This is a genomic window from Promicromonospora sp. NPDC110617 (assembly GCF_055598465.1).
The window spans coordinates 2,303,075-2,324,778 of sequence record NZ_JBVKBM010000001.1 but is presented as its reverse complement, the minus strand read 5'-3'; the positions used below and the strand labels follow the sequence as shown (position 1 = coordinate 2,324,778).

Annotated in this window: 18 protein-coding genes; 5 read left to right on the top strand and 13 right to left on the bottom strand. The window is 73.5% G+C overall.

The annotated features are described in order from the left end of the window. Window positions 1–13: 13 nt before the first annotated feature. Window positions 14–2,614 carry a beta-d-glucosidase gene (locus ACZ7LE_RS10190; protein WP_470403144.1) on the bottom strand — a complete coding sequence of 867 codons (2,601 nt, stop codon included), beginning with the start codon at window positions 2,612–2,614 and terminating at the stop codon, window positions 14–16. 91 nt (window positions 2,615–2,705) lie between these two features. On the opposite strand from ACZ7LE_RS10190, the gene ACZ7LE_RS10185 reads away from it, so the two are divergent. Further along, window positions 2,706–3,350 carry a TetR/AcrR family transcriptional regulator gene (locus tag ACZ7LE_RS10185; RefSeq protein ID WP_470403143.1) on the top strand — a complete coding sequence of 215 codons (645 nt, stop codon included), beginning with the start codon at window positions 2,706–2,708 and terminating at the stop codon, window positions 3,348–3,350. A gap of 12 nt (window positions 3,351–3,362) precedes the next feature. Here the strand turns inward: ACZ7LE_RS10185 and ACZ7LE_RS10180 are convergent, their stop codons facing one another. From ACZ7LE_RS10180 to mraZ, 4 genes are all read right to left on the bottom strand, one after another. Beyond that, on the bottom strand, window positions 3,363–5,543 hold the full coding sequence (locus ACZ7LE_RS10180) for a peptidoglycan D,D-transpeptidase FtsI family protein (protein ID WP_470403142.1): 2,181 nt from the start codon (window positions 5,541–5,543) through the stop codon (window positions 3,363–3,365). Then, window positions 5,540–5,968 (bottom strand): cell division protein FtsL, encoded by a 429-nt coding sequence (gene ftsL, locus ACZ7LE_RS10175; RefSeq protein WP_470403141.1) that lies wholly within the window; start codon window positions 5,966–5,968, stop codon window positions 5,540–5,542. Before ftsL ends, ACZ7LE_RS10180 begins: the two co-directional genes overlap by 4 nt. Further along, window positions 5,965–7,008: a 16S rRNA (cytosine(1402)-N(4))-methyltransferase RsmH gene (gene rsmH, locus ACZ7LE_RS10170; RefSeq protein WP_470403140.1), complete on the bottom strand. Its 1,044-nt coding sequence runs from the start codon at window positions 7,006–7,008 to the stop codon at window positions 5,965–5,967. Before rsmH ends, ftsL begins: the two co-directional genes overlap by 4 nt. 162 nt (window positions 7,009–7,170) lie before the next feature. After that, window positions 7,171–7,641 carry a division/cell wall cluster transcriptional repressor MraZ gene (gene mraZ, locus ACZ7LE_RS10165; protein WP_357484605.1) on the bottom strand — a complete coding sequence of 157 codons (471 nt, stop codon included), beginning with the start codon at window positions 7,639–7,641 and terminating at the stop codon, window positions 7,171–7,173. A 397-nt stretch (window positions 7,642–8,038) separates the two neighbouring features. Here mraZ and ACZ7LE_RS10160 point away from each other — a divergent pair, with 397 nt between their 5' ends. Genes ACZ7LE_RS10160 through ACZ7LE_RS10150 form a run of 3 tightly spaced genes read left to right on the top strand, consistent with a single transcriptional unit; the run spans window position 8,039 to window position 12,710 of the window. Then, a complete protein-coding gene (locus ACZ7LE_RS10160) occupies window positions 8,039–9,088 on the top strand; it encodes an AAA family ATPase (protein ID WP_470403139.1) in 1,050 nt (349 codons plus the stop codon). 20 nt (window positions 9,089–9,108) lie between these two features. Further along, window positions 9,109–10,422, top strand: coding sequence for a DUF58 domain-containing protein (locus ACZ7LE_RS10155; protein ID WP_397393533.1), 1,314 nt, complete (start codon window positions 9,109–9,111; stop codon window positions 10,420–10,422). Then, on the top strand, window positions 10,419–12,710 hold the full coding sequence (locus tag ACZ7LE_RS10150) for a transglutaminase TgpA family protein (RefSeq protein WP_470403138.1): 2,292 nt from the start codon (window positions 10,419–10,421) through the stop codon (window positions 12,708–12,710). The genes ACZ7LE_RS10155 and ACZ7LE_RS10150 overlap by 4 nt, the downstream gene beginning before the upstream one ends. A 120-nt stretch (window positions 12,711–12,830) precedes the next feature. Here ACZ7LE_RS10150 and ACZ7LE_RS10145 read toward each other — a convergent pair whose 3' ends face one another. The 3 genes from ACZ7LE_RS10145 to ACZ7LE_RS10135 all read right to left on the bottom strand — a co-directional run bounded on the left by ACZ7LE_RS10145 (window position 12,831) and on the right by ACZ7LE_RS10135 (window position 15,132). Continuing rightward, window positions 12,831–13,256: a DUF3040 domain-containing protein gene (locus ACZ7LE_RS10145; protein ID WP_377231349.1), complete on the bottom strand. Its 426-nt coding sequence runs from the start codon at window positions 13,254–13,256 to the stop codon at window positions 12,831–12,833. A gap of 106 nt (window positions 13,257–13,362) precedes the next feature. Then, window positions 13,363–14,604: a DNA polymerase IV gene (locus tag ACZ7LE_RS10140; RefSeq protein ID WP_470403137.1), complete on the bottom strand. Its 1,242-nt coding sequence runs from the start codon at window positions 14,602–14,604 to the stop codon at window positions 13,363–13,365. Window positions 14,605–14,664: 60 nt separating this feature from the next. Continuing rightward, window positions 14,665–15,132 (bottom strand): SAV_6107 family HEPN domain-containing protein, encoded by a 468-nt coding sequence (locus ACZ7LE_RS10135; RefSeq protein WP_470403136.1) that lies wholly within the window; start codon window positions 15,130–15,132, stop codon window positions 14,665–14,667. 100 nt (window positions 15,133–15,232) lie between these two features. On the opposite strand from ACZ7LE_RS10135, the gene ACZ7LE_RS10130 reads away from it, so the two are divergent. Next, window positions 15,233–16,306 carry a spermidine synthase gene (locus tag ACZ7LE_RS10130; RefSeq protein WP_470403135.1) on the top strand — a complete coding sequence of 358 codons (1,074 nt, stop codon included), beginning with the start codon at window positions 15,233–15,235 and terminating at the stop codon, window positions 16,304–16,306. Window positions 16,307–16,379: 73 nt separating this feature from the next. On the opposite strand, the gene ACZ7LE_RS10125 is transcribed toward ACZ7LE_RS10130, so the two are convergent. The 5 genes from ACZ7LE_RS10125 to ACZ7LE_RS10105 all read right to left on the bottom strand — a co-directional run bounded on the left by ACZ7LE_RS10125 (window position 16,380) and on the right by ACZ7LE_RS10105 (window position 21,591). Further along, entirely contained in the window at window positions 16,380–16,583 is a 204-nt protein-coding gene (locus ACZ7LE_RS10125) for a cold-shock protein (RefSeq protein WP_020016705.1), read from the bottom strand. A 400-nt stretch (window positions 16,584–16,983) separates the two neighbouring features. After that, complete coding sequence (locus ACZ7LE_RS10120; RefSeq protein WP_285101457.1) at window positions 16,984–17,913, bottom strand: proteasome assembly chaperone family protein; 930 nt, start codon at window positions 17,911–17,913, stop codon at window positions 16,984–16,986. Window positions 17,914–18,039: 126 nt separating this feature from the next. Next, window positions 18,040–18,459: a response regulator gene (locus ACZ7LE_RS10115; protein ID WP_285101664.1), complete on the bottom strand. Its 420-nt coding sequence runs from the start codon at window positions 18,457–18,459 to the stop codon at window positions 18,040–18,042. A gap of 106 nt (window positions 18,460–18,565) precedes the next feature. Next, the gene (locus ACZ7LE_RS10110; RefSeq protein ID WP_470403134.1) at window positions 18,566–20,215 is read right to left on the bottom strand and encodes a sensor histidine kinase; all 1,650 of its coding nucleotides are present in this window, start codon (window positions 20,213–20,215) and stop codon (window positions 18,566–18,568) included. Next, a complete protein-coding gene (locus ACZ7LE_RS10105) occupies window positions 20,212–21,591 on the bottom strand; it encodes a PP2C family protein-serine/threonine phosphatase (protein ID WP_470403133.1) in 1,380 nt (459 codons plus the stop codon). The genes ACZ7LE_RS10110 and ACZ7LE_RS10105 overlap by 4 nt, the downstream gene beginning before the upstream one ends. Between the last annotated feature and the right edge of the window lie 113 nt (window positions 21,592–21,704).

Below are 21,704 nucleotides of genomic sequence, written 5' to 3'. Positions count from 1 at the left end.
AGATGGGGTCTGATCAGTGGGCTCCGGCGCCGGGTTCCTCCCCGGGCCGGACGGTCAGCTCGTTGGTCAGGCGCAGGTCCGCGACGGACCTGCCCGTACGCAGCCGGTAGATTCCCGGCGGCGTGGTCCAGCCCTTGGCCTGCGGGTCCCAGACCTGCAGCGCCCGGGTGGGAACTGGTACGCGCACGGTGGCGCTGCCCATGGCGGGCACGTCCGCCACGGCGAAGCCGCCGAGCCACCGCACGGGGCGGCTCGGTCCGCCCGCGGGTGCCTCGACGTAGACCTGGACCACCTCGCGGCCCGCGCGGGACCCGGTGTTCCGGACGGTCACGTACGCGGTCAGGGTCGCGGGCGCGTCGTGGGACTGGCCCCAGGCGAGGACGGCGTCCTCGTACTCCCAGGTGGTCCAGCCCAGGCCGTGCCCGAAGGGCGCGGCGGGCACGGGCGCGCCGGCCCCCGCGGCGTCCGGCCCGGCGGCCAGGCGCCGCTCCCAGGCGCGGTAGCCGACGTCGGTCCCCTCGGTGTAGTCGACGACGCCGTCCACCGGCCGCGCGTGCGGCACCGGGACGTCCTCGAAGCGTGCGGGGAGCGTCCACGGCAGGCGGCCGGACGGCTCGGTGACGCCGGTCAGCACGTCGGCGAGCGCCGTGCCCGCCTCCTGCCCGGGCAGCCAGCCCCACAGCGCGGTGGGCACCTCGTCCAGCCAGGGCAGCAGCACGGGCGCGCCCGCATTGACGACGACGACGGTGCGCGGGTTGGCCGCCGCGACGCGCCGCACGAGCTCGTCCTGGTTGCCGGGCAGGTCCAGGTCCGGCCGGTCGTAGCCCTCGGACTCGACCTCGGCGGTGGTGCCGACGAGCACCACGGCGACGTCGGCGGCGGCAGCGGCCTCGACGGCGGCGGCCAGCTCGTCGGCGGACGAGGGGCCGGGCAGCCGGTGCACGAGGGCGGCGCGCACGAAGTGCCCGTAGCCCACGGCGTGCACCACCTGGACGGTCGCGTCCAGCGCGGCGGTGCCGCTCGCCTGCGCGAGGGCCGCGATCGGGTGGTTGTGCCCGGAGGAGAGCACCACGTCCTCGTTCACGACGGTGCTACCCGTGGCGACCTCGGCGCCGTCGACGAGCACGCGGTGCACGCCGACGGTGCCGACGCCCAGCTCGTGGGCGCCCGGCTCGTCCAGCCGGACGGTCGCCCGCAGGCGGACGGCGTCGGCGTCGGGCCGCACGTCCTCCAGCCAGCCGGTCCACTCCCGGGCGGTGCGCTCCTCGAGCGTGCTGCCGTCGGCGGCCAGGAGCTCGACGCGCAGGCCGGGCTCGCCGGTGACCGGGTCGGTGCATCGGTCGACGTCGAGCTCCGGCGGGTTGTGCAGGGCGCGGGCGCCGGCCAGCACGGTCAGCTCGGAGCCGGCCGGCAGCGCGGCACGCAGCTCGTCGGCGGGGTAGGTCAGATGGTCGGGCTGCACGAACGAGGAACCGCCGCCCTGGAAGAACGGCTCGATCGCGGCCGGCCCGAGCAGCGCGACCCGCAGCGGCCGGGTGCCGTCCTGCACCGGCACCAGGCCGGCGTCGTCCTTGAGCACCACCACGGACCGGGCCGCCAGCTCGCGCAGGAGCTCGCTCGACGCCGCGGCCGGGGCGGCCGCCTGGTCGGGCACCGCCTGGAGTGCGAGGTGCGCGACGCCGTTGCCGGTGCCGGTGCCGTCGGCGGCGCCGGGCAGCACGAGGCGACCGGTGCGGTGGGCGAGCCGCAGCAGACGCAGCACCTTGTCGTCCAGCTCCGACTCGGCGACCTCGCCGGAGCGGACGGCGTCGAGCAGTCCGTCGCCCCACGCGCCGTCGGGCCCGGGCATCTGCAGGTCCAGGCCGCCGCGCACGGCGGGCACCACGGACTGGGTGGCGACCCAGTCGCTCACGAACAGGCCGTCGTAGCCCCACTCCTCCTTGAGCAGGTCGACCACGAGCGGCCGGTGCTCCAGCAGGGGCGCCGCGAGGCCCTCAGTGTCGGCGCCGTTGTAGGCGCCCATGACGGACCACGGGTTGACGTCGCGCACGAGGCGCTCGAAGGGCGCCAGGTAGGCCTCGCGCAGCGTCCGCTCGTCGAGGCGCGCGAAGTAGCGCGTGCGCTCGGTCTCGGAGTCGTTGGCGACGTAGTGCTTGACGCACATCCCGACGCCCCGCTCCTGCGCGGCGCCCACGAGCGCCACCGCGATCTCGGCCGTCAGGTGCGGGTCCTCGGAGTAGCACTCGAAGTGGCGGCCGCCCACGGGGGTGCGCTGGAGGTTGACCTGCGGGGCCAGCACCACGTCGACGCCGTGGCGCCGGGCCTCGGCCGCGAACAGCGACCCGGCGCGGCGGGCCAGCTCCAGGTCCCAGGTCGCGGCCAGCGCGGACGGCGCGGGGAACATCGCGGACGTCCCGCCGTTCGGACCACGCACGCCGACCGGACCGTCGGACAGCACCACCGGCTCCAGCCCGATCCGCGGCACCCCCGTGGTGGTCCACATGGACGCGCCCACGACGAGCGACACCTTCTCCTCGGCGGAGAGCCCGTCACGGAGCCGGAGCAGCTCGGGCTCCGTTGCGACGACCTGCGCGGTAACTGCCTGCGATGACAAGTGCTTCTCCGTTCGGCGGTGGACGGCTGAGCGCATTCAACCACACTTACTTACTGGTTAGTAAGCCCGGATTCTCGGCTATCGTGAGCCCATGCCAGAAGCGACCGGGCAGGCTGCCCCCAAGGCCAAGCGGCCCACGCGCGACCAGCGGCGGGAGGAGATCCTCGCCGCCGCGACGCGCGTGTTCGGCTCCAAGGGCTACCACCAGGGCTCGCTCGTCGACGTCGCCGCCCAGGTGGGCATCACGCACGCCGGGGTGCTGCACCACTTCGGCAGCAAGGACAAGCTGCTGTGGGAGGTGCTCGAGTACCGCGACCGCGTGGACGTGCAGCACCTGGAGGGCAAGCACATCCCGGGCGGCATGGAGCTGTTCCGCCACCTGGTCACCACCGCGCGGCTGAACGCCGACCGGCGCGGCATCGTGCAGGCCTACGCGGTGCTCACCGGCGAGTCCGTGACCGACGGGCACCCGGCGTCCACCTGGGTCGCCGAGCGGTTCTCCGTGCTGCGCGGCGAGATCTCCCAGGCCGTCCGCGAGCTGGCCGCCGAGCGGGACGTGACCCTGCCCGAGGGCGAGCCCGAGCGCGCCGCCGCCGCGGTGATCGCCGTCATGGACGGCCTCCAGCTCCAGTGGCTGCTGGACCCCGCGGCGGTGGACCTGGCGTCGGCCACGGAGTTCGCCATCGAGTCGATCCTGACCGCGACCCTGGGCGCCGCGGTGCGGATCACGACCTGACCCGCGACCGCCTCACCACTCGGTCTTGAGCCGCCGCTTCGGGTCCTCGCTGGGCGGCACGTCCATCTTCTGCAGCGTGAAGCCCATGACGTCGCTGAACACCGGCGCCGCGACGTCGCCGCCGAAGATCGAGCTGTGCGGGCTCTTGAGAAACACTGCCACGGTGTACCGGGGGTCGTCGGCCGGCGCGACGCCGATGAACGACGCCATGTACGTCCAGCCGCCCCCCGCGGGCATCTGCGCGGTACCGGTCTTGCCGGCCACACGGTAGCCCGGCACGGCCGCGTTGGTACCCGTACCGCCGTCCTCGGTCACGGTCTCCATCATCTCGACCAGGGTGTCCGCGGTCTTCTGCGAGATGACCCGCTCCCCCGGCTCGCGCTCGGCCGGCGTCGTGACGCCGTCGGGGCTCGTGGAGCCCTCGAAGAGCGTCGGCGTCATCCGCACGCCGCCGTTCGCCACGGTCGAGAACACGCTCGTGGCCTGCATCGCGTTGACGGACAGGCCCTGCCCGAACAGCACCGCGTACTGCGTGCGGCCGTCCCAGTCGGCGACGTCGGCGGGCGGCATCAGGCCCACGGACTCGCCAGGCAGGCCCAGGCCGGTCGGCTCGCCGAACCCGAACTTGTACAGGTAGTCCTGCCGGGTCTGCAGCGGGATCTTCTCCCCGGCCTGCACGGTGCCCGTGTTCGACGACTGCGCCAGCACGCCTGTCAGCGTGAGCTTCTGCACGGGGTGCTCGTGCGAGTCACGGAAGGTCTGGCCGTTCGGCGTCGTGTAGGTGTACGGCACGGTGAACCGGCTGTTCGGGTTCCAGTAGCCGCCCTCCAGTGCCGCGGCCATGGTGACCACCTTGCCGGTCGAGCCCGGGTCGAACACGTCCTTCACGGCGCGCGAGCCGCCCGCGACGGCCGACGTCGACCGGTCGTTCGGGTTCACCGCCCCCGAGTCCGCGAGCGCCACGATCTCGCCCGTGCGCACGTCCTGCACGATGGCGATGCCGTACTCGGCCCCGGTGGACCGCTTGGCCTCGTCGATGGAGTCCTGCGCCTTCCACTGGATGTCGTGCACCAGCGAGAGCTGGATGCTGTCGCCCGGGACCGCCGGGACCGACTCCTGGCCGGCGGCCGGGATGCGCAGGCCGTCGAGGCTGCGCTCGTAGGTGTCCGAGCCCGCGGTGCCCGCCAGCAGGTCGTCGTACGCGGCCTCGATGCCGCCCTGCCCGGTCTGCTCGTCGTCCACGAAGCCGACCAGCGAGCCCGCGACCGTGCCGGACGGGTAGGTGCGCCGGGAGGTGAGGTCGGTCCGGATGTACGCCCTGATCTGCAGGTCCGCGATGGCGCGCTGCACCTGCGGCACCACGTTCTTGGCGAGCACCTTGTAGCGGGACTCGCCCACGAGCTTGGCCGCCAGCTCGTTCTTGGGCTCGTCCAGGATCGGCGCGAGGAGCTGGGCGATGCCCAGGGCGCCGTCCTGCACCTTGTGGCCGTCCGCGTCCACCCGGCCAGAGCCGCGGAAGTCCTCGATCGCCACCGGGTCGCCCACCACCGTGTACCGGTCCACCGAGGTCGCGAGCACGACACCGTTCGCGTCGGTGATGTCGCCCCGGTGCGCGGGCGTGACCGCGGTGGCCGTGCGCGCGGCCTCGGCCTCGGCGGCCAGGCTCGGCCCCTCGATGAGCTGCACGTGCACCAGCCGCACCAGGAAGACGAGCACCACCACGGCCGCGATGCCGACCAGCCAGCGCTGCCGCACCTCCGGCCGGCCCGGCCGCGGCGGCAGCGGGCGCGCCACCCGGGACCGGGCGGGGCGGGACGGGGCGGACGCCGGGCGCGGGGCGCCGGGTGCCTGAAGGCCCAGCCGGGTGCTGGTCGCACGGGGCTGGGCCTGGGCGGGCCGGGTCTTCGCCGGCCGGGCCTTGGCCGGCTGAGCCTTGCCCGGCTGAGCCTTGGCCTGGGTGGCGCGGGCCTTGGCCGGCTGGGGCTTGGCCGCGCGGGCCTTCTGCGGCGGCGCACCGCCCTGCTTGCGCTGCGGGCTCCCGCCCTGTGCCGGCTTGCCCTGTGCCGGCTTGCCCCGTGCCGGACTACCCTGCGCCGCCTTGCCCTGCCCGCGGGCGGGCTGGGCGGAACGCGGGCCGGCAGCGCGCCCCGACGGGGTGCGCTGCCGGCCCGAGCCCGACGTCTGACCCGTCACTGGTCCGTACCCTTCACCACCTTGCCGGTAAGGACACTGACCATGGTCGGGTTCTCCGCGGGCACCATGCCGAGGCTGCGGGCCTTCTCCGGGAGGTCCGTGTGGGCGGCGCTCAGGTCCTCCTGCAGCACCTGGACGTCCTGGGCGGTCTGCGCCACGTCGCCCTGGAGCTGCGACATCTCGTAGGAGCCGCGCGCGAGCGTGGTGTTGAGCACCAGCACGGCCACGAGGGAACCGACCATCAGCGTGGCGCACAGCACGAAGAAGGGCACCCGGCTCTTCGCGTGCAGCGGCGCGCGGACCACGTCCAGGCGGCGGCCGCGCTGCGCGGCGCCCCCGGAGATCGCGGTCAGCGGTGCCCTGCGGGTGCGGGGCAGCTCGGCCGGACGGACTGCGCGGGCCGTCGCGGCGTGGGTAGCACTCATCGGCGGTCCTCCTTCGCTGTGTGGTGCCTGTTGGTGCGGTTCAGCAGGTGCTCGGGCGTGGGGCGCACGCGCCGGGCGGCGCGCAGCCGGACCGATGCCGAGCGCGGGTTGCGCTCCAGCTCGGCGGCGTCCGCCTCCTCCGCGCCCCGGGTGAGCGCCTCGAGATAGGGCCGGTGGGTCTCGGGCTCGACGGGCAGGCCGGGCGGGGCCGACGACGTGGTGCCCTGCGCGATGGCCCGCTTGACGATCCGGTCCTCAAGGGACTGGTACGACTCCACGACGATGCGGCCGTCCACCGCGAGCGCCTCGATCGCGGCGGGTACGGCCCGCTCGAGCACCTCGAGCTCGCCGTTCACCTCGATGCGCAGCGCCTGGAAGGTGCGCTTGCCCGGGTGGCCGCCGGTCTTGCGGGTCGCGGCAGGGATGACGGCGCGCAGCAGGTCGACGAGCTCCCCGCTGCGGTCCCACTCCCGCTCGGCCCGACGCCGGACGATCGCCCGCGCGATCTTGCCCGCGAAGCGCTCCTCGCCGTACTCCCGCAGGATCCGCGCGAGGTCGCGCTCGTCGTACGTGTTGAGCACGACGGCCGCCGTCAGCTCCTGGGTGGAGTCCATGCGCATGTCGAGCGGGGCGTCCTGCGCGTAGGCGAAACCACGGTCGGTCTCGTCGAGCTGCAGCGAGGACACCCCGAGGTCCATGAGCACGCCCTGCACGGCGCCGCCGGCGTGCGCGTCGACCACCTCGGTGATCTCGTCGTACACCGCGTGCACCGGCGTGAACCGGTCGCCGAACCGGGCCAGCCGCTCGCCCGCGAGGGCGAGGGCCTGGGGGTCGCGGTCGATGCCGATGACGCGGGCCGCCGGGAGCTGCTTGAGCACGGCCTCGGTGTGGCCGCCCATGCCGAGCGTGCAGTCCACCAGGACCGAGCCGGGCTCGGCGAGCGCGGGGGCCAGCAGGTCGACGCAGCGCTGGAGCAGCACCGGGAGGTGGCGGTCGGCGGCGTCACTGCCGGTGCCGGGGCGGTCGTCGGTCGCGTTCATCGGTGTCTCCCTCCTGCGTGGTGCTGGCCCTGCGTCGTGCTGGTCGTGCTCCGGCGGGCGGGGCCGCCCGGTCAGGTCTCCCTCCGCACGGTTCCGGCGGCGGGGAAGTGCGCCGGATCCTGCGGGAGGAGGCCTGGCCGTACGGCCGTCCCCTCGCCCTGCCTAGAAGCTCAGCCCGGGGAAGATCTCCTCGGCCTGATCGATGTAGTCGGGTTCGGTCTGTTCCTGATATGTGGCCCACGCCTGCGCATCCCACACCTCCACGCGGGTTCCCACCCCGATCACGACCACATCGCGGTCGAGACCGGCGTACGCCCGCAGGTGCGTCGGGATGGAGACCCGGCCCTGCTTGTCCGGGACCTCGTCGCTCGCTCCCGCCAGGAAGTTTCGCGTGTAGTCCCGTGCTGCCTTGCTCGTCACCGGCGCCTGCCGGATCTGGGTGTAGATCTGCTGGAACTCGTCCATCGGAAGAAGAAAGAGGCACCGCTCCTGCCCTTTGGTCATCACCAGTCCGCCGGACAGTCGCCCCCGGAACTTGGCGGGAAGGATCAGGCGCCCCTTCTCGTCGAGCTTCGGGGTGTACGTGCCGAGGAGCAGACCCAGACCTGCGAAACCTTCTGCCATCGCAGTCATGGGCCGACACCTCCTTCCGCTCCCGCATACTCCACGCTACTCCACTTTCCACCACCACACTCGGAAAAACCATGGGGAGAACTGCCCACCGGCCCTCAATGCGCAGGTCAAAGAGGTAAAGAGCAGGTGGAGTAAATTCATGTCCGGCGTGGCGTGGAATGTCCCGGTAGGCACCTCCGGTCCGCGGTCTCGCGCGGGTCCCCCGCCGGGCGAGACGTCGTTTCACCAGGGCGAAACAAGCCCTGGGATGTGTGAAGACCGCGTGATGCACACAACAGAGTGCTTTACATCTCTACTAGGCTGGTCCAGCCGGGCGAGCGACAGTCGCCCCGGCTTCCGAAGAGCGCGTACACGCGCGAGATACCGGCCTGACTCCCGGCCCGATGGAGGTCCCCCAGTGCACACGGAACGCGCCACGTCCGGCCTCACGGATCCTCGGTTCGGCGGAGTACCCGCTCCCCAGGGAGCGCCCGGACCAGCCGCGCTCGACGAGCTCGTGGAGACCATGGCCCGCGTCCGGGGCGCCGTGGAGTCCGTCGTGACGGGCCGGCCCGGCCTGGCCGACATCACCCTCGCCGTCCTGCTGGCCGAGGGCCACCTGCTCGTCGAGGACGTGCCCGGCGTCGGCAAGACCACCCTCGCCAAGGCCGTCGCGCGCAGCATCGACTGCCACGTGGGCCGTATCCAGTTCACGCCCGACCTGCTGCCGAGCGACCTCACGGGCGTCAACATCTTCCGCACCGGCAGCCACGAGTTCGAGTTCCGGCCGGGGCCGGTGTTCAGCAACATCGTGATCGGCGACGAGATCAACCGCGCCTCGCCCAAGACGCAGTCCGCGCTGCTGGAGTGCATGGAGGAGGGCCAGACCACGGTCGACGGCACGACCCACCAGCTCCCCCGGCCGTTCCTCGTGGTCGCCACCCAGAACCCGGTGGAGATGGAGGGCACCTACCCGCTGCCCGAGGCGCAGCGCGACCGCTTCATGGCCCGCATCACCGTGGGGTACCCGGACATCGACGCCGAGATGCTCATGCTCGACCGGCAGGAGGCCAGCACGCCGCTGGCGCACCTGGAGGCCGTGACCGACGGGCACACGCTGCTGCGGTTCGCGCAGCTCGTGCGGTCGCTGTACGCGTCACCCTCGGTCAAGCGGTACGTCGTCGGGCTCGTCGGCGCCACGCGTGAGCACCCGGGCCTGCGGCTGGGCGCCTCGCCGCGCGCCTCGCTGCAGCTCCTGCGCGCCGCCAAGGCCATCGCCGCCATGGCGGGCCGCGACCACGTGCTGCCCGACGACATCCAGCGGCTCGCCCGGCCCGTGCTGGCCCACCGCCTCATCCTCACCACCGAGTCGCGGCTCGGCGGGGTCACCCCCGAGACGCTCGTCGACGAGATCGTGCAGCGCACCCCGGTGCCGGCGCTCGAGCCCGCTGACCGGCGCCAGTTCTGAGCGGCCGGGACGGCACGGTCATGAAGTGGCGTGACACGCTCGCACGGATCAGCCGGGTCCGGCTCACCCCGCGGGGCATCGGGGCGGCCTGCGTGGGCGGGGTGCTGATCCCGCTCGGGCTGGTCCTCACCCTGCCCGACCTCGTCGGCCTGGGTGCCGCGGCGCTCATCGCGGTGGCCGTGGCCTGGCTGGTGATCGGCACCCAGCGGCTGGAGTCCGGCCGGGGCGCCCTGCACGTGACGCGGTCCGTCGCGCCCAACCCCGTGGTGCGCGACCGGACGGCGGACGTGAGCCTCCTGGTCGCCGCGCACCAGGCCTCCGGCGCGGCGTACGAGCGGCTGTCCCGCCTGCGCCTGTCCGAGCAGGCGGCGCACGAGCTCGCCGGGCACCAGGGCATCCGCGCCCGGGTCTCCGCGCGGGCCGACCGGATCACCGTGCACTACTCGCTCACGCCGATGCGGCGCGGGCGCTGGTCGCTCGGCCCGCTGCTGACCACCCGGACCGACGTGTTCGGCCTGGTCCGCGCCACCCAGCCCCTCGGCGCCGCCACGCACGTGCCCGTGTGGCCCCGGACCGTCGAGCTCGCCGTGCGCACCCGGTCGGTGGGCGACGTCGACCACTCCGCCACGGGCGCGCGCCTGCAGTCCAGCGACGACTCCGTGCTGCGGGAGTACGTCGCGGGCGACGACCCGCGCCGCGTCCACTGGGCGAGCGCGGCACGCCGCGGACAGCTCATGGTCCGCGCCGACGAGAGCGCCGGGGTGCGCCCCGTGACCGTCCTGCTCGACCGCTCCCTCCTGCCCCACTGGCAGGAGTCCGGGAGCCTGCGCCGTCCCGCGGCGGTCGACGACGGCGAGTGGGCAGTCGAGCTCGCCGCGTCGATCGCCACCTCGTTCCTCGACGCCGGTCACCCGTCCCGCCTGGTGACCACCAGCGTGGCACCCAGCGTGGACGGCGTCCGCTTCGCCATCACCCGCGCGAGCCGGTCCGCCCTGCTGGACGCCTGCGTCGACATCCGCGGGCACCGCGGCGCGTCGGAGGGACAGCACGCGACGAGCACCACCGCGCGGGCGCTCCGGCTCGCCCGCGCCCCGGGCGAGATCGTCGTGGCGGTGCTCGGCCCGCAGGGACCCGACGCGAGGCACGACCTCGCCGCGCTCGGCGCCGAGGGCACCTGCTGGGGGTTGCTGGTGGCGCCGCGCGGCGCCGGGTTCCAGCACGAGCTGGACCAGACGGCCGCCGAGCTGCGCGCCTCCGGCTGGCACGTCAGCACCTGCGAGGCCCGCACCGACCCGGAGCGCGCCTGGGCCCTGCTCGCGGAGCGTGCGCCGTGATCCCCGCGCACCGCGGCCCGCTGGTCCGCACCGTCGCGTCCGGAGTGCTCGTCGCGATCGCCGTGATCGCCTCCATGCACGCGCTCACGCTCGTCATCGACCCCGGGCCCTGGCTCACGGCCGGCACCACCGGCGTCGTCCTCGTCTCCGCCACCACCTGCGTGGTGCGGTACCTGCTGCTGCGCAACGCCGTCGACCGCGCCGCCGCCCGGCGGGCGGCGGGTCAGGGGCCGAGCGCGGACCGGGCCGCCGACCGCGCGGCCGGCAGCGCCTCGTTCTTCGCGACGGCGGCGGGCCTCCTCGTCGCCGTCTGGTTCGTCCTGGCCCGCTACGGCGGACCGGGCCAGCGGTTCGAGCCCTTCGTGGGGCCCGACTCCGTGGAGCAGGCCCTCGAACGGTTCCGCCAGGCCACCGAGCTGATGAGCACGCAGGTCGCTCCCGTCGACCCCGGCCCGGCCATCAGCATGGTCGCCGTCGGCGGCACGCTGCTGGTGCTGCTCGTGGTGGACTCCCTCGCCGGCGCCCGCATGCCGGGCTTCGCCGGGGTGCCGCTGCTGCTCCTGTGGACGCCGTCCCTGACGATCATCGGGGACGTGCAGTGGCCGGTCTTCGTCATCAGCGTCACCGCGATGCTCCTGCTGCTCACCGTCGACCCGGTGGGGCTGACCCCGGGCCGGCGCAGCGACGCCGACTCCGCGGCGGTGCGGCGGGCGCAGCGGTTCCGCTCCGGGATCACGGCCCTGACGTCGGTGGCGGTCGCCGCCACCTCGCTCGGCGTCGCGACGGGCATGGCGGCCCTCCCTGCGCTGGCCGGGACGTGGAACCAGCTCATCTCCACGCCGTCCGACACGGTGGAGCTGTCCTCCGAGCTGGACATGCGCCAGCCGCTGAGCGCCCGGTCCTCCAACACCGTGCTGACGTACACGATGGCCGAGGGCGAGCCCGCCGGCCCCCTGCGCGTCATGACCCTCACGGCCTTCGACGGCGTCCAGACCAACCGGAACGTGCCCACCGGGGGCCTGGCCGAGTTCGACCCGTCGACGGTGCTCGCGCCGCCCGGCGAGGGCGCCGACGGCGAGCGCCGCCGGATGAACCTGCGGATCGGGCAGCTCGACGGCGCGGAGCTGCCGCTGCCGCTCGAGCCCCGCACCGTCGACGTCGAGGGCGACTGGGCCTACGACGCGCTGCGGGACGAGGTGCGCAGCGGCGAGGGCACCCAGCAGGGCGCCCCGTACACCGTCGAGATCGTCGACCGCGGGCTCACCCCCGAGCTGCTGCGGGCCACGCCCACGGCGGGCGACCCCCGGTCGGCCGGCTACACGGAGGTGCCGGACACCGAGCACCGGGACGACATCGCCACCTACGCCCAGGACATCGCCGGCGACGCGCCCACCCGGTTCGACGCCGTGGTCGCGCTCCAGAACCACCTGCGCTCGGGCGCCGGGTTCGTGTACAACCCGGACGCCGACTACCGCGGCTCGTCGGACACCGTCTGGGACTTCCTGCAGAACAAGGAGGGGTACTGCACGCAGTACGCCCTCTCGATGATGGTGATGGCCCGCAGCCTCGACATCCCTGCCCGGATCGGCGTCGGCTGGCTGCCCGGCCGGCCCGACGGCGACGGCAGCTACCGGGTCACCGGCCAGGACTCGCACGCCTGGCCCGAGATCTACTTCCCGTCCGTCGGCTGGGTCCGCTTCGAGCCGACGCCGCAGGTCCAGACCGGCCCGCTGCCCTCGTACGCGAACCCCGGCACGGGCACGGCACCCAGCGCCTCGCCCACGCCGTCGCGCGCCAACGAGGTGCCCCCGCAGCAGCCGACCCAGCGGCCGGAACAGTCCGAGGCGGGCGCCACGGACGACGCGTCGTCCGGCAGCCAGGTGTCCGACCGGACCCTGCCCGGCTGGGCCTGGGTGGTCGCGGTCATCGTCGCCCTCGGGGTGCTCGGGGGCGCCGCGTGGCTGCTGCTGCGCCGTCGGACGGAGGTCGAGGAGCTCGACCCCGAGCGGGCGTGGGCCCGTGTGCTGGCGCTGCTCGCCGAGCGGGAGGTGCGGCTCGGCCCGTCGGTCACGCTGCGCCGCGCGCCGGAGGTCATCGCCGACCAGGTGCGTGCCAGGACGGGCACGCCCCTGCCCGACGACGTCGCCGAACGGCTCACGGCCCTGGCCGACGCCGCCGAGGACGAGCGCTACGCCCGCGACTCGACACCGCCGACGGCCGCCGAGCTCGAGGAGCTCACGGCCACGGTGACGGCGGAGCTGACGGAGGTGCTGGCCCGCAAGCCCTGACGATCCTGGTCGAGTACCGGAAGTCGAGTACCGGGACGAAAGACAGGAGCCGGGCCCCGCGGGGCCCGGCTCCTGTCATGTGCGGTCGTCCGGTCAGGACCACCGGGAACGGTCGGCCGGCTAGCGGCCGCCCTGGTTGCGCCGGTTCTCCCAGCGCTCTTCGAGGCGGGCGAGGAAGCCGGAACGACCACCACCACCCTGCCGCTTGCGGGCCTTGCGTGCTCCCCCGTTCGAGGGCTGGACGGTGCCGTCTTCGCCGACGACGCCGACCGGACCCTCCTGCTGCTTCTTGCGCGGTCCGAGGAACGCGAAGACCACACCCGCGAACATCAGCACGAAGCCGATGGCCCCGAGCCACGTACGCGACGTCGCTGCACCGACGACAAGAAGAAGCAGGCCGACGACTACGCCGGCCCCGGACAGCACATAACGGAGCGCGTTACCACGGCCTGTGGACTGGAGCGTGTTCGCCAGCCGCGGGTCGTCTGACGTCAGAGCACGCTCCATCTGCTCCAGCACCCGCTGCTCGTACTCGGACAGAGGCATCGAGACCCCCGGATCTCGCAAAGGAACAGTGTCCCTTCCAGGATAGGACGACCCGGCCGTCGGTGGTAGTCGACATCCCGGGCATACCCATGACTATAGGGGCAGATCAGTAAAGATGCGTGCCGTTCTTGCGATGTACACCCAGGTCGATTGCTGTTTTTCCAAACTTCTCCCGCACCGCGTCGAGCGCGAGCTCGGCCTCGCGTTGCGCCCCGGAGCGTGGATCGACTGCTTCCTCGAGCGTCGGCTGCTGCATGGACCCGTCCCGTTCCCGGAGGTTTTCACCCCGCACGCCGACCAGCCGCACCGGGAGACCGCCCAGATCGACCGCCGCCACGAGCTCGCGCGCCACCAGATAGATGTCCCGTGCGACGTCCGTGGGCCCGTCCAGCGTGCGGGACCGGGTGAACGTCGCGAAGTCGCTGGAGCGCACCTTCACCGACACCGTGCGCGCCAGCACGCCCTGGTGCCGCAGCCGCGCCGCCACCCGGTCGGACAGCTCCAGCACCCGGCGGTTCACCGCGTCGGCGTCGTCCTGGTCGGTGCCGAAGGTGGTCTCGGCGCCGATGCTGTGCTCGCGCTGCTCGGGGACGACGGGGCGCGGGTCGCGGCCCCAGGAGAGGTCGTGCAGGTGCGCGCCGCTGACCCGGCCGACGGCCGCCTGCAGGCTCGGCAGGTCCGTGCGGGCCAGCTCCGCGACCGTGGTGATCCCCCACGCGGCGAGCGACTTCTCGGTCTTCTCCCCCACCCCCCACAGGGCGCCGACAGGCAGCGTGTGCAGGAAGTCGACGGTGGCGTCCACGGGAACGAGCATCAGGCCGTCCGGCTTGGCGTGCGTGGAGGCCAGCTTGGCCACGAACTTGTTCCGGGCGATACCCACCGAGGCCGTCACGCCGTGCTCGGCCTCGATGCGGCGGCGCAGCTCGGCGCCGATCATCGTGGGCGGGCCGAGGCGCCGCCTGGCCCCGCTGACGTCCAGGAAGGCCTCGTCCACGCTGATCTGCTCCACGAGCGGCGTGACCTCCTGCAGCAGGCCCATGACCGAGCGGGACACGTCGCGGTACAGCTCGTGGTCGGGCCGGACCACGACAGCCTGCGGGCACAGCAGGCGCGCTCGCGTCATCGGCATCGCGGACCGGACGCCGAACGCGCGCGCCTCGTAGGTCGCGGCCAGCACGACGCCGCGCTCCTGCGCGCCGACGATGACCGGCAGGCCACGCAGCTCCGGCCGCCGGGCCAGCTCGCAGGACGCGAAGAACGCGTCCATGTCCAGGTGCAGCACCGAGCAGCCGGACTCGTCCGACCCCCAGTCCCGCCTCGCCGCCGCTGACCGCGGCCCCTTGCTCACGAACGTGCTCCGTTCCCGTTCTTGCCCAGTGCTTCTCTGCCGGCACCCGCCGGCGGCCGGTCAGGACGCCTCGGGCACCAGGGACAGGCGCTGCGTCGCGAACCCCGTCTGCGGGTCCACGAGCATCGCCACCTCGTCCCGGAAGTCCTCGGCGCACGCGAGCAGCTCGTCCGCCCGCGCGGGCTCGACCTGCTCCGGGCGCCCGGCGTCCACCGCGGCCCGCAGGGGTGCGCCGGACGCGAAGTAGCCCGACCAGGCCGCGAGGTCCGGCTCCGCGTGCGCGAGCATGTCCCACACCGTCCGCGCGCCGGAGCGCGCCGACGGGCGGCCTCGCAGGGCCACGACGGCCGCGGCGGACCGGATGGCCGCGAGGTGCGCGTGCACGAACCGGTCGCCCGGGTCGGCCGCACGCGCGGCCTCGGCGAGCTCCGCGTCCGCCTTGCGCAGCAGGGCGCTGACGCCCGGCGGGACGGCGCGTGGCACGAGCATGCGTGCCGAGACCACGTCCCGCCCGCTCTGAGACTGCATGGTGCCCATCTCGAACCTCCGATCGAACCCCTTGTGCGACACTATCGAACATACGTTCTATCCTGTCAAGCGCACCGCCGGCCCGGGAGACACTGTGCTCATGGCCCGCCGCCCCGCCCGACGCCGCCCATCCTCCTCCGCACCACTGACACTCCCCGCCGAGCTGCCCGTCGGCCCCGTGCCGATCAGCACCGGCACCGCCGAGGTGGTCCGCGACCCCGACTTCCCTCAGCGGGTGACGCTGCACGTCAACGGCGTGCCGAGCTCCAGCCTCGACCTCGCCGACCCCGGTTTTCTCGACTTCGAGTACATGCAGCAGATGGCCACGTTCGTGGCGCTCCTGCCGCCCGGGCCGCTGCGGGTGCTGCACCTCGGGGCGGCCGGCAGCGCCTTCGCGCGGCACGTGGAGCACGAGCGGCCCGGCTCCCGCCAGCTCGGCGTCGACCTCGACCCCCGCCTCCTGGAGCTCGTGCGCGAGTGGTTCGCCCTGCCGCGCTCGCCCCTGCTGCGCCTGCGCGCCGACGACGCGGGGCGCGCCCTGGCCTCCGCCCGCGACGCGTCCTACGACGTGGTGGTCCGCGACGTGTTCGCGGGCGACCGCACGCCCGCCCACCTCGTAGGCACGGGCTTCGCCGCCGAGGCGCACCGCGTGCTGCGCCCCGGCGGCATCCTCCTGGTGAACTGCGCCGACCGTCCACCGCTGACCACCGCGCGCCGCGAGGTCGCGAGCCTCGCGGAGGCCTTCGGGCCGGACGCCGCGGCGCAGGGCCGGCTCGCCGCCGTCGCCGAGCCCGCGATCCTCAAGGGGCGCCGGTACGGCAACCTGGTCCTCGCGGCCGTCCGAGCGCAGCCCGCGGACCCGCCGCAGGACGACGGCCGATCGGACGGCAGGGACGGCCGCCGCGAAGGAGACCAGGACAGCAGCCGCGAGGACAGCCAGGGCGGCACCCAGGACGACGCCGGGGCGGAGAGTGCCCACGAGGGCGCCCAGGACGCCGCACAGGGCCCCCTGGAGGCCCGCGACGCCGTCGAGCTCCCGGACCTGCGGAACGCCCGCCTGGGGCGCGCCCTGCGCACCCTGGCGGTGCCCGCCACCCTCCTGGCCGGCGACGACGCTGCGGCGTTCGCCGGCACGGCGGCCCCGCTGGAGACACCCGCGCCCGACCCGGCCTGACCGCCCACACGTGCTGGAGGGCGCGAAGAAGGCCGCCCTCCCCGGAGGGAGGACGGCCTTCTCACGAGTTACGTCAGAGCGGCACGACTGCTTCCGCCTGCGGACCCTTGGGACCCTGCGTGATCTCGAACTCGACCCGCTGGGCCTCCTCGAGAGACCGGTACCCGTTGGACTGGATTGCGGAGTAGTGCACGAAGACGTCGGCGCCGCCGCCGTCCTGGGCGATGAACCCGTACCCCTTCTCCGCGTTGAACCACTTCACAGAACCCTGCGCCATGCTGTCCTTCGACCTTCCGTCCGGGATCCGACGGCGAGCCCGTTGCCCGCCCCCGTGCCGCAATGCTTTCCCGACTTGCTCACGACACGGCGGACGTGGCCTTGGTACGTCACTGCAACGTGCGCCAGTGTGGCATGGACCACTCAAATGTGCCACGGAACACGCACATTTCTGCCGCAGCTATGACACACCGGGCCGCAGAGTTACCCGAAACACCCCTCGCGACCAGCGGCGTTGTACGGTTCCGCCACCGTCTCGGAGGGCCGTTGTGCGGCATGCAACCCAGCTCAGCAGGTCGGCAGTTTCCGCTGAGGTCGGCACTCTGCGTCGAGGTCGGCACAGGCCTGGCCCGACCTCGATGCAGACTGCCGCCTCGGAGGATCGGGGTCCCGCTGCGGGCTCAGTCGCCGTTCTGCTGTGCGAGGAACCGCTCGAACTCCGCGCCCAGCTCCTCCGCGCTCGGGATCGGCGTGGTCTCCGCGAGGAGGCTCGGCCGGCCGATCGACCGGGCGAAGGCGTCGTACTGCTCCTCCAGCGCCTTGACCACGGCGGCGATCTCGGTCGACTCCGCGACCTGCTTCTCCACCTCGATCTTGGCGTCGGTGGCGGCCTCCTCCAGGGCAGGGACCGCCAGGTCGAGCCCGGTCGCCCGCTCCGTGTGGTGCAGCGCGACCACCGTGGCCGGCGGGTACTGCGACTGCGCCAGGTAGTGCGGCACGTGCACCGTGAAGCCGAGCGCGTCGTGCCCCGCCTCACCGAGCCGGTACTCGAGGAGCGCGGACAGCGAGCCCGGCACCTTCACGCTGCCGAACCACGACGTGTAGTCGTCGACCAGCCCGGGCCGGGTGGCGTGCGCCGTGAGCGACAGCGGGCGGGTGTGGGGCAGCCCCATCGGGATGCCCTGGATGCCCACCACGAGGCTCACGCCGAACCGCTCGACGAGCTGGATCAGCCCGGCCACGACGCGTTCCCACTGCAGGTCCGGCTCGGCGCCGTGCAGCAGCAGGAAGCCCGTGCCCTCGGCGTCGGTCAGGTGGTCGACCGCGAGGTAGGGGGCCTGGTAGTCGGCCCACCGGTCGGAGTCGAAGGTCATGGTCGCCCGCTTGGAGCGGTAGTCCAGCAGCTGGTCGACGTCGAACGTCACCAGACGCTCCACGCGGAACTCGTCGATCAGGTGCTCGACAGCGAGGTCGCCCGCGCTGCCGGCGTCCACGAAACCGCGGACGGCGTGCAGGAGGACGGGCCCGTCGGAGCTGCCGGGCACGCTGCGACCCAACGTGCGCTCCACCGCTGCCTCGTCGACGTCGTAGATGCCCTGGGGGTCAAGCACGTGCGCTCCCTCGCTCGTCGGAGTACTGCCGATCACCCGATCCGAAAGGGGTGTCTGCTCTGGTCCAACGTCGGGACGGCCGGGTGTCTTCCCGTTACGCCCACAGCGTCGCGAGCAGTTCCGACCTCACCTGCCGGGCAGGCGCACCACGGACACGAAGAAGTCGTCGATCTGGCGCACCACGTCGATGAACCGGTCGAAGTCCACCGGCTTGGTCACGTAGGCGTTGGCGTGCAGGGAGTAGGAGCCCACCACGTCCTCCTGGGCGTCCGACGTGGTCAGCACCACCACGGGGATGTGCCGCAGCATGGGGTCGCCCTTGGCGACGGCGAGCACCTCGAGGCCGTCCATCTTCGGCAGGTTGAGGTCGAGCAGCACCAGGTCAGGGGTCGGCACCTTGGCGTACTGCCCCTGCTTGCGCAGGAACTCCAGCGCGCTCACGCCGTCGCCGACCACGGAGACGTTGTTCGCGACCCGGTGGTCCTCGAACGCCTCACGCGTCATCAGGACGTCGCCCGGATCGTCCTCCACGAGGAGGATCTCCATCACCTTCTGACCGCTCACGTTGACCACCCGGCCCGTACCTGTCCCATGGAGTCCTCACCGGCGGGCCCCTTCGTCGCGCCCCGCCGTCGGCCCTGGTCAGGCCGCTTCATTGAAGCGTAGTCGACTGGGCCCGTTCGGTCGAAAGGCGCCCCGTGGCAGGTTGCCCCTGCCGCCGGGCCAGGGTGAACCGCACGATGGTGCCGCCGCCGTCCGCCGGCTCGATCCAGATGCGGCCCTTGTGGTACTCGACGATCCGTTTGACCAGCGAGAGGCCGATGCCGGTGCCCGCGTACTGCTCGCGCGAGTGCAGGCGCTGGAAGATGACGAACACCCGCTCCGCGTACTGGGCGTCGATGCCGATGCCGTTGTCCACCACGGAGATCTCCCAGTGCGCGCGCATGCTGCGCACCTCGATCCGGACGTTCGGTGTGCGCTCGGGGTCGCGGAACTTGAGCGAGTTCCCGATCAGGTTGACGAAGATCTGCTGCAGCAGGGCGCGCTCGCCGTGCACCACGGGCATCGGGTCGTGGACGATCTCGGCCCCCGACTCCGCGATCCGCTCCGACAGCTCGGACAGCGCCGCCGTGAGCACGCCCTCCAGCTCCACGTCCTCGCGCGGCACGCCCGTGCGGCCCACGCGCGAGAAGCTCAGGAGGTCCTGGATGAGCCGCTGCATGCGCTTCGCGCCGTCCACGGCGAACTCGATGTACTGGTCGGCGCGCTCGTCGAGCGACCCGCCGTAGCGCTTCTGCAGGAGCTGCGTGAAGCTCGCGACCTTGCGCAGCGGCTCCTGCAGGTCGTGCGAGGCCACGTACGCGAACTGCTCCAGGTCGCGGTTGGACCGCTCCAGCTCGCGCGCCTGCTCGCTGAGCAGCGTGTGCGCGTTCTCCACCTCCTGGTGCGACAGGCGGATCTCCTCCACCTGGTGCACCAGCTCGCGGCGCATCGTCTCCACGTGCATGGCGAGCAGGGCCACCTCGCCCGTGCCGGCGGGCCGGATCTCGCGCCCGAGCACGCCGCTGCTCACCACCCGGACGGCGGCCGTCAGCTCGGTCAACGGCCGGATCACCCAGGACTCCAGGGCGAGCCACATCATCGTGCCCATCAGCACGACCACGAGCACCAGCGTGGCGACGGCACCGAGCAGCAGCCTCTCCCAGACGGTCCGGGTCTCCACGATCGCGTCCCGCTGCGCCCCCAGCACGGCCAGGTAGTGGACGACGGCGGCGTTGGCGTCCGCGTACAGGGCGTCGCCCTCGACGGTGGGCGGGGCCGTGCTCAGCAGCTCCGTGCGGCAGGCCACCTGGCCCGACGGCGCCGCCTCGACGGCCGCCACCACGGGTTCGGCGTACTCGTCGAACCAGGCGTCGGTGCGCCGCACCGCCTCCTCGTAGGCCAGCGTCACCTCGGCGTCCGACTCCAGGGCGCGCCGCTCGACGGGGGCCAGGAGCATGATGCGGCCGGTCGAACCGACGGCGCGCGTCCAGGGTTCGAGGGCGGCCTCGTCGCACGTGGCACGGTAGGCACGCAGCGACGAGTCGGCGTCGGCGAGGGCCAGGGAGGCCCGCTCGCCGTCGACCAGGGCCCGGTAGTACGGGCCGTCGGCCCGGGCGTCCAGGCCGCGGGACTGGACCAGGGCGAGCACCGCGACGGCGAGCGCCAGCACGAGCATGGCGGCGACCGCGCCGAGCAGCCGCGCGAGGCGGCGACGCATCGACACACCGGTGAACCGGTGCTCGTCCGGCACCAGAGTCATGCCCGCGACCACTCCACCGAGTCGGCCAGGGTCGAGGTGCGTTCGCCGGGCTCCGTGGCGCCGGCGCCGGCCCAGCCGACGAAGAGCAGCGCGGCGTCGTCGACCAGGGGGCCGCCGTGCAGCGAGCGCACCCGGCGCAGCACCCGGGTCACCACCTCGTCGGTGCCCTGGTCCATCTCGTGCTCCACGACGGAGCGCAGGCCGTGCGCGCCGAGGCGCGGCATGCGGCCGTGGGCGCTGGGCGGCAGGACGGGCGTGCCCCCGGGGTCGGCGCCGACGGCCGCCTCCACGAGCCCGTCGGTGTAGAGCACCGCGGTCCACACCTCGGGCAGGCGGACGCGGTGCGCGGTCCAGGTGCCCTCGACGGGGATGCCGAGCGCGCGGCCGCGGTCGGACGAGGGCAGCTCCTCGCAGCGGTGGGTGGCGGTGGTCCCGCCGTCCGGCGCCTGCGGCACGACGAGCAGCGGCGGGAGGTGTCCGGCGAGGTAGACGTCCATGTGCGCGCGGTCGGCCGAGATCACGGCCTGGCAGATGGTGACGAACACCTCGGGGCGGCCGCGTTCGGCCAGGAGCACGCGCTCCAGCAGGGGCAGGACGTCGTCCGCGGGCGTGTCGGCGAGCACGAGGGTGCGCCACGCCGTCCGCATGGCGGCACCGAGGGCGGCCTCGTCCGGACCGTGCCCGGCGACGTCGCCGATGACCGTGACCAGGGTGCCGTCGGGGCGCTCGACCGTGTCGAAGAAGTCGCCGCCGAGCAGGCCGTTGCCGCCCGGCAGGTAGCCGACCATCACCGAGACCCGCTCGTCGGTGACGAGCTCCTTGGGCAACAGCGCGCGCTCCAGCCGCGTGGTCTCGGCCGCACGGACCTCGCTGCGGAACAGCGCGATCTGCTGGGCGGCGGAGCGGCGGCGCAGCGTCGCGTAGCGCAGGCAGCGGGCGAGCCCGTCGCCGTCGACGTCGCCCTTGACCAGGTAGTCGTCGGCGCCGTTCGCGACGGCGGCGGAGCCCAGGTCGTTCGACGTGTTCCCGGTCAGCACCACGACGGCGGGCTGGACGGGCAGCACCTCGATGCCCTCGATGACGCGGCGCAGGGCCTCCAGCCCCTCGGCGTCGGGCAGGCCCAGGTCCAGCAGCAGGCAGTCCACGGAGACCATGGACAGGATGCCGAGCGCCTCGTCCACGGAGCGGGCGCGGTGCAGGTCGGCGCGGAGGTCGGCCTCGACGTCCGCGTCGGCCAGCAGCTCGCTCACGAGGAACGCGTCGGCGTCGTCGTCCTCGACCAGGAGCACCGAGATGGGGCCGTCGAGCCGGGCCGGGCGCGCCTCGGGTCCGGGCCCGCCTCCGGGCCTCGCCGATCCTGCCCCGCCCAGTGCCATGGCGGCGATCCTATCCAGCGAGATGACGCCGTGTCAGCGGACAGGCCGACGGGTGGGCAATAATGGTCGGCCGGTTGATTACGACCGGAGTTTCTCGCTGGTGGAACACGGAG

Coding starts and splice junctions, on each gene's coding strand:
- ACZ7LE_RS10185 (WP_470403143.1), top strand. CDS start 2,706: ATGCCAGAAGCGACCGGGCAGGCTGCCCCCAAGGCCAAGCGGCCCACG.
- ftsL (WP_470403141.1), bottom strand. CDS start 5,968: ATGAGTGCTACCCACGCCGCGACGGCCCGCGCAGTCCGTCCGGCCGAG.
- rsmH (WP_470403140.1), bottom strand. CDS start 7,008: ATGAACGCGACCGACGACCGCCCCGGCACCGGCAGTGACGCCGCCGAC.
- mraZ (WP_357484605.1), bottom strand. CDS start 7,641: ATGACTGCGATGGCAGAAGGTTTCGCAGGTCTGGGTCTGCTCCTCGGC.
- ACZ7LE_RS10155 (WP_397393533.1), top strand. CDS start 9,109: ATGAAGTGGCGTGACACGCTCGCACGGATCAGCCGGGTCCGGCTCACC.
- ACZ7LE_RS10145 (WP_377231349.1), bottom strand. CDS start 13,256: ATGCCTCTGTCCGAGTACGAGCAGCGGGTGCTGGAGCAGATGGAGCGT.
- ACZ7LE_RS10135 (WP_470403136.1), bottom strand. CDS start 15,132: ATGCAGTCTCAGAGCGGGCGGGACGTGGTCTCGGCACGCATGCTCGTG.
- ACZ7LE_RS10130 (WP_470403135.1), top strand. CDS start 15,233: ATGGCCCGCCGCCCCGCCCGACGCCGCCCATCCTCCTCCGCACCACTG.
- ACZ7LE_RS10125 (WP_020016705.1), bottom strand. CDS start 16,583: ATGGCGCAGGGTTCTGTGAAGTGGTTCAACGCGGAGAAGGGGTACGGG.
- ACZ7LE_RS10115 (WP_285101664.1), bottom strand. CDS start 18,459: ATGGAGATCCTCCTCGTGGAGGACGATCCGGGCGACGTCCTGATGACG.
- ACZ7LE_RS10110 (WP_470403134.1), bottom strand. CDS start 20,215: ATGACTCTGGTGCCGGACGAGCACCGGTTCACCGGTGTGTCGATGCGT.
- ACZ7LE_RS10105 (WP_470403133.1), bottom strand. CDS start 21,591: ATGGCACTGGGCGGGGCAGGATCGGCGAGGCCCGGAGGCGGGCCCGGA.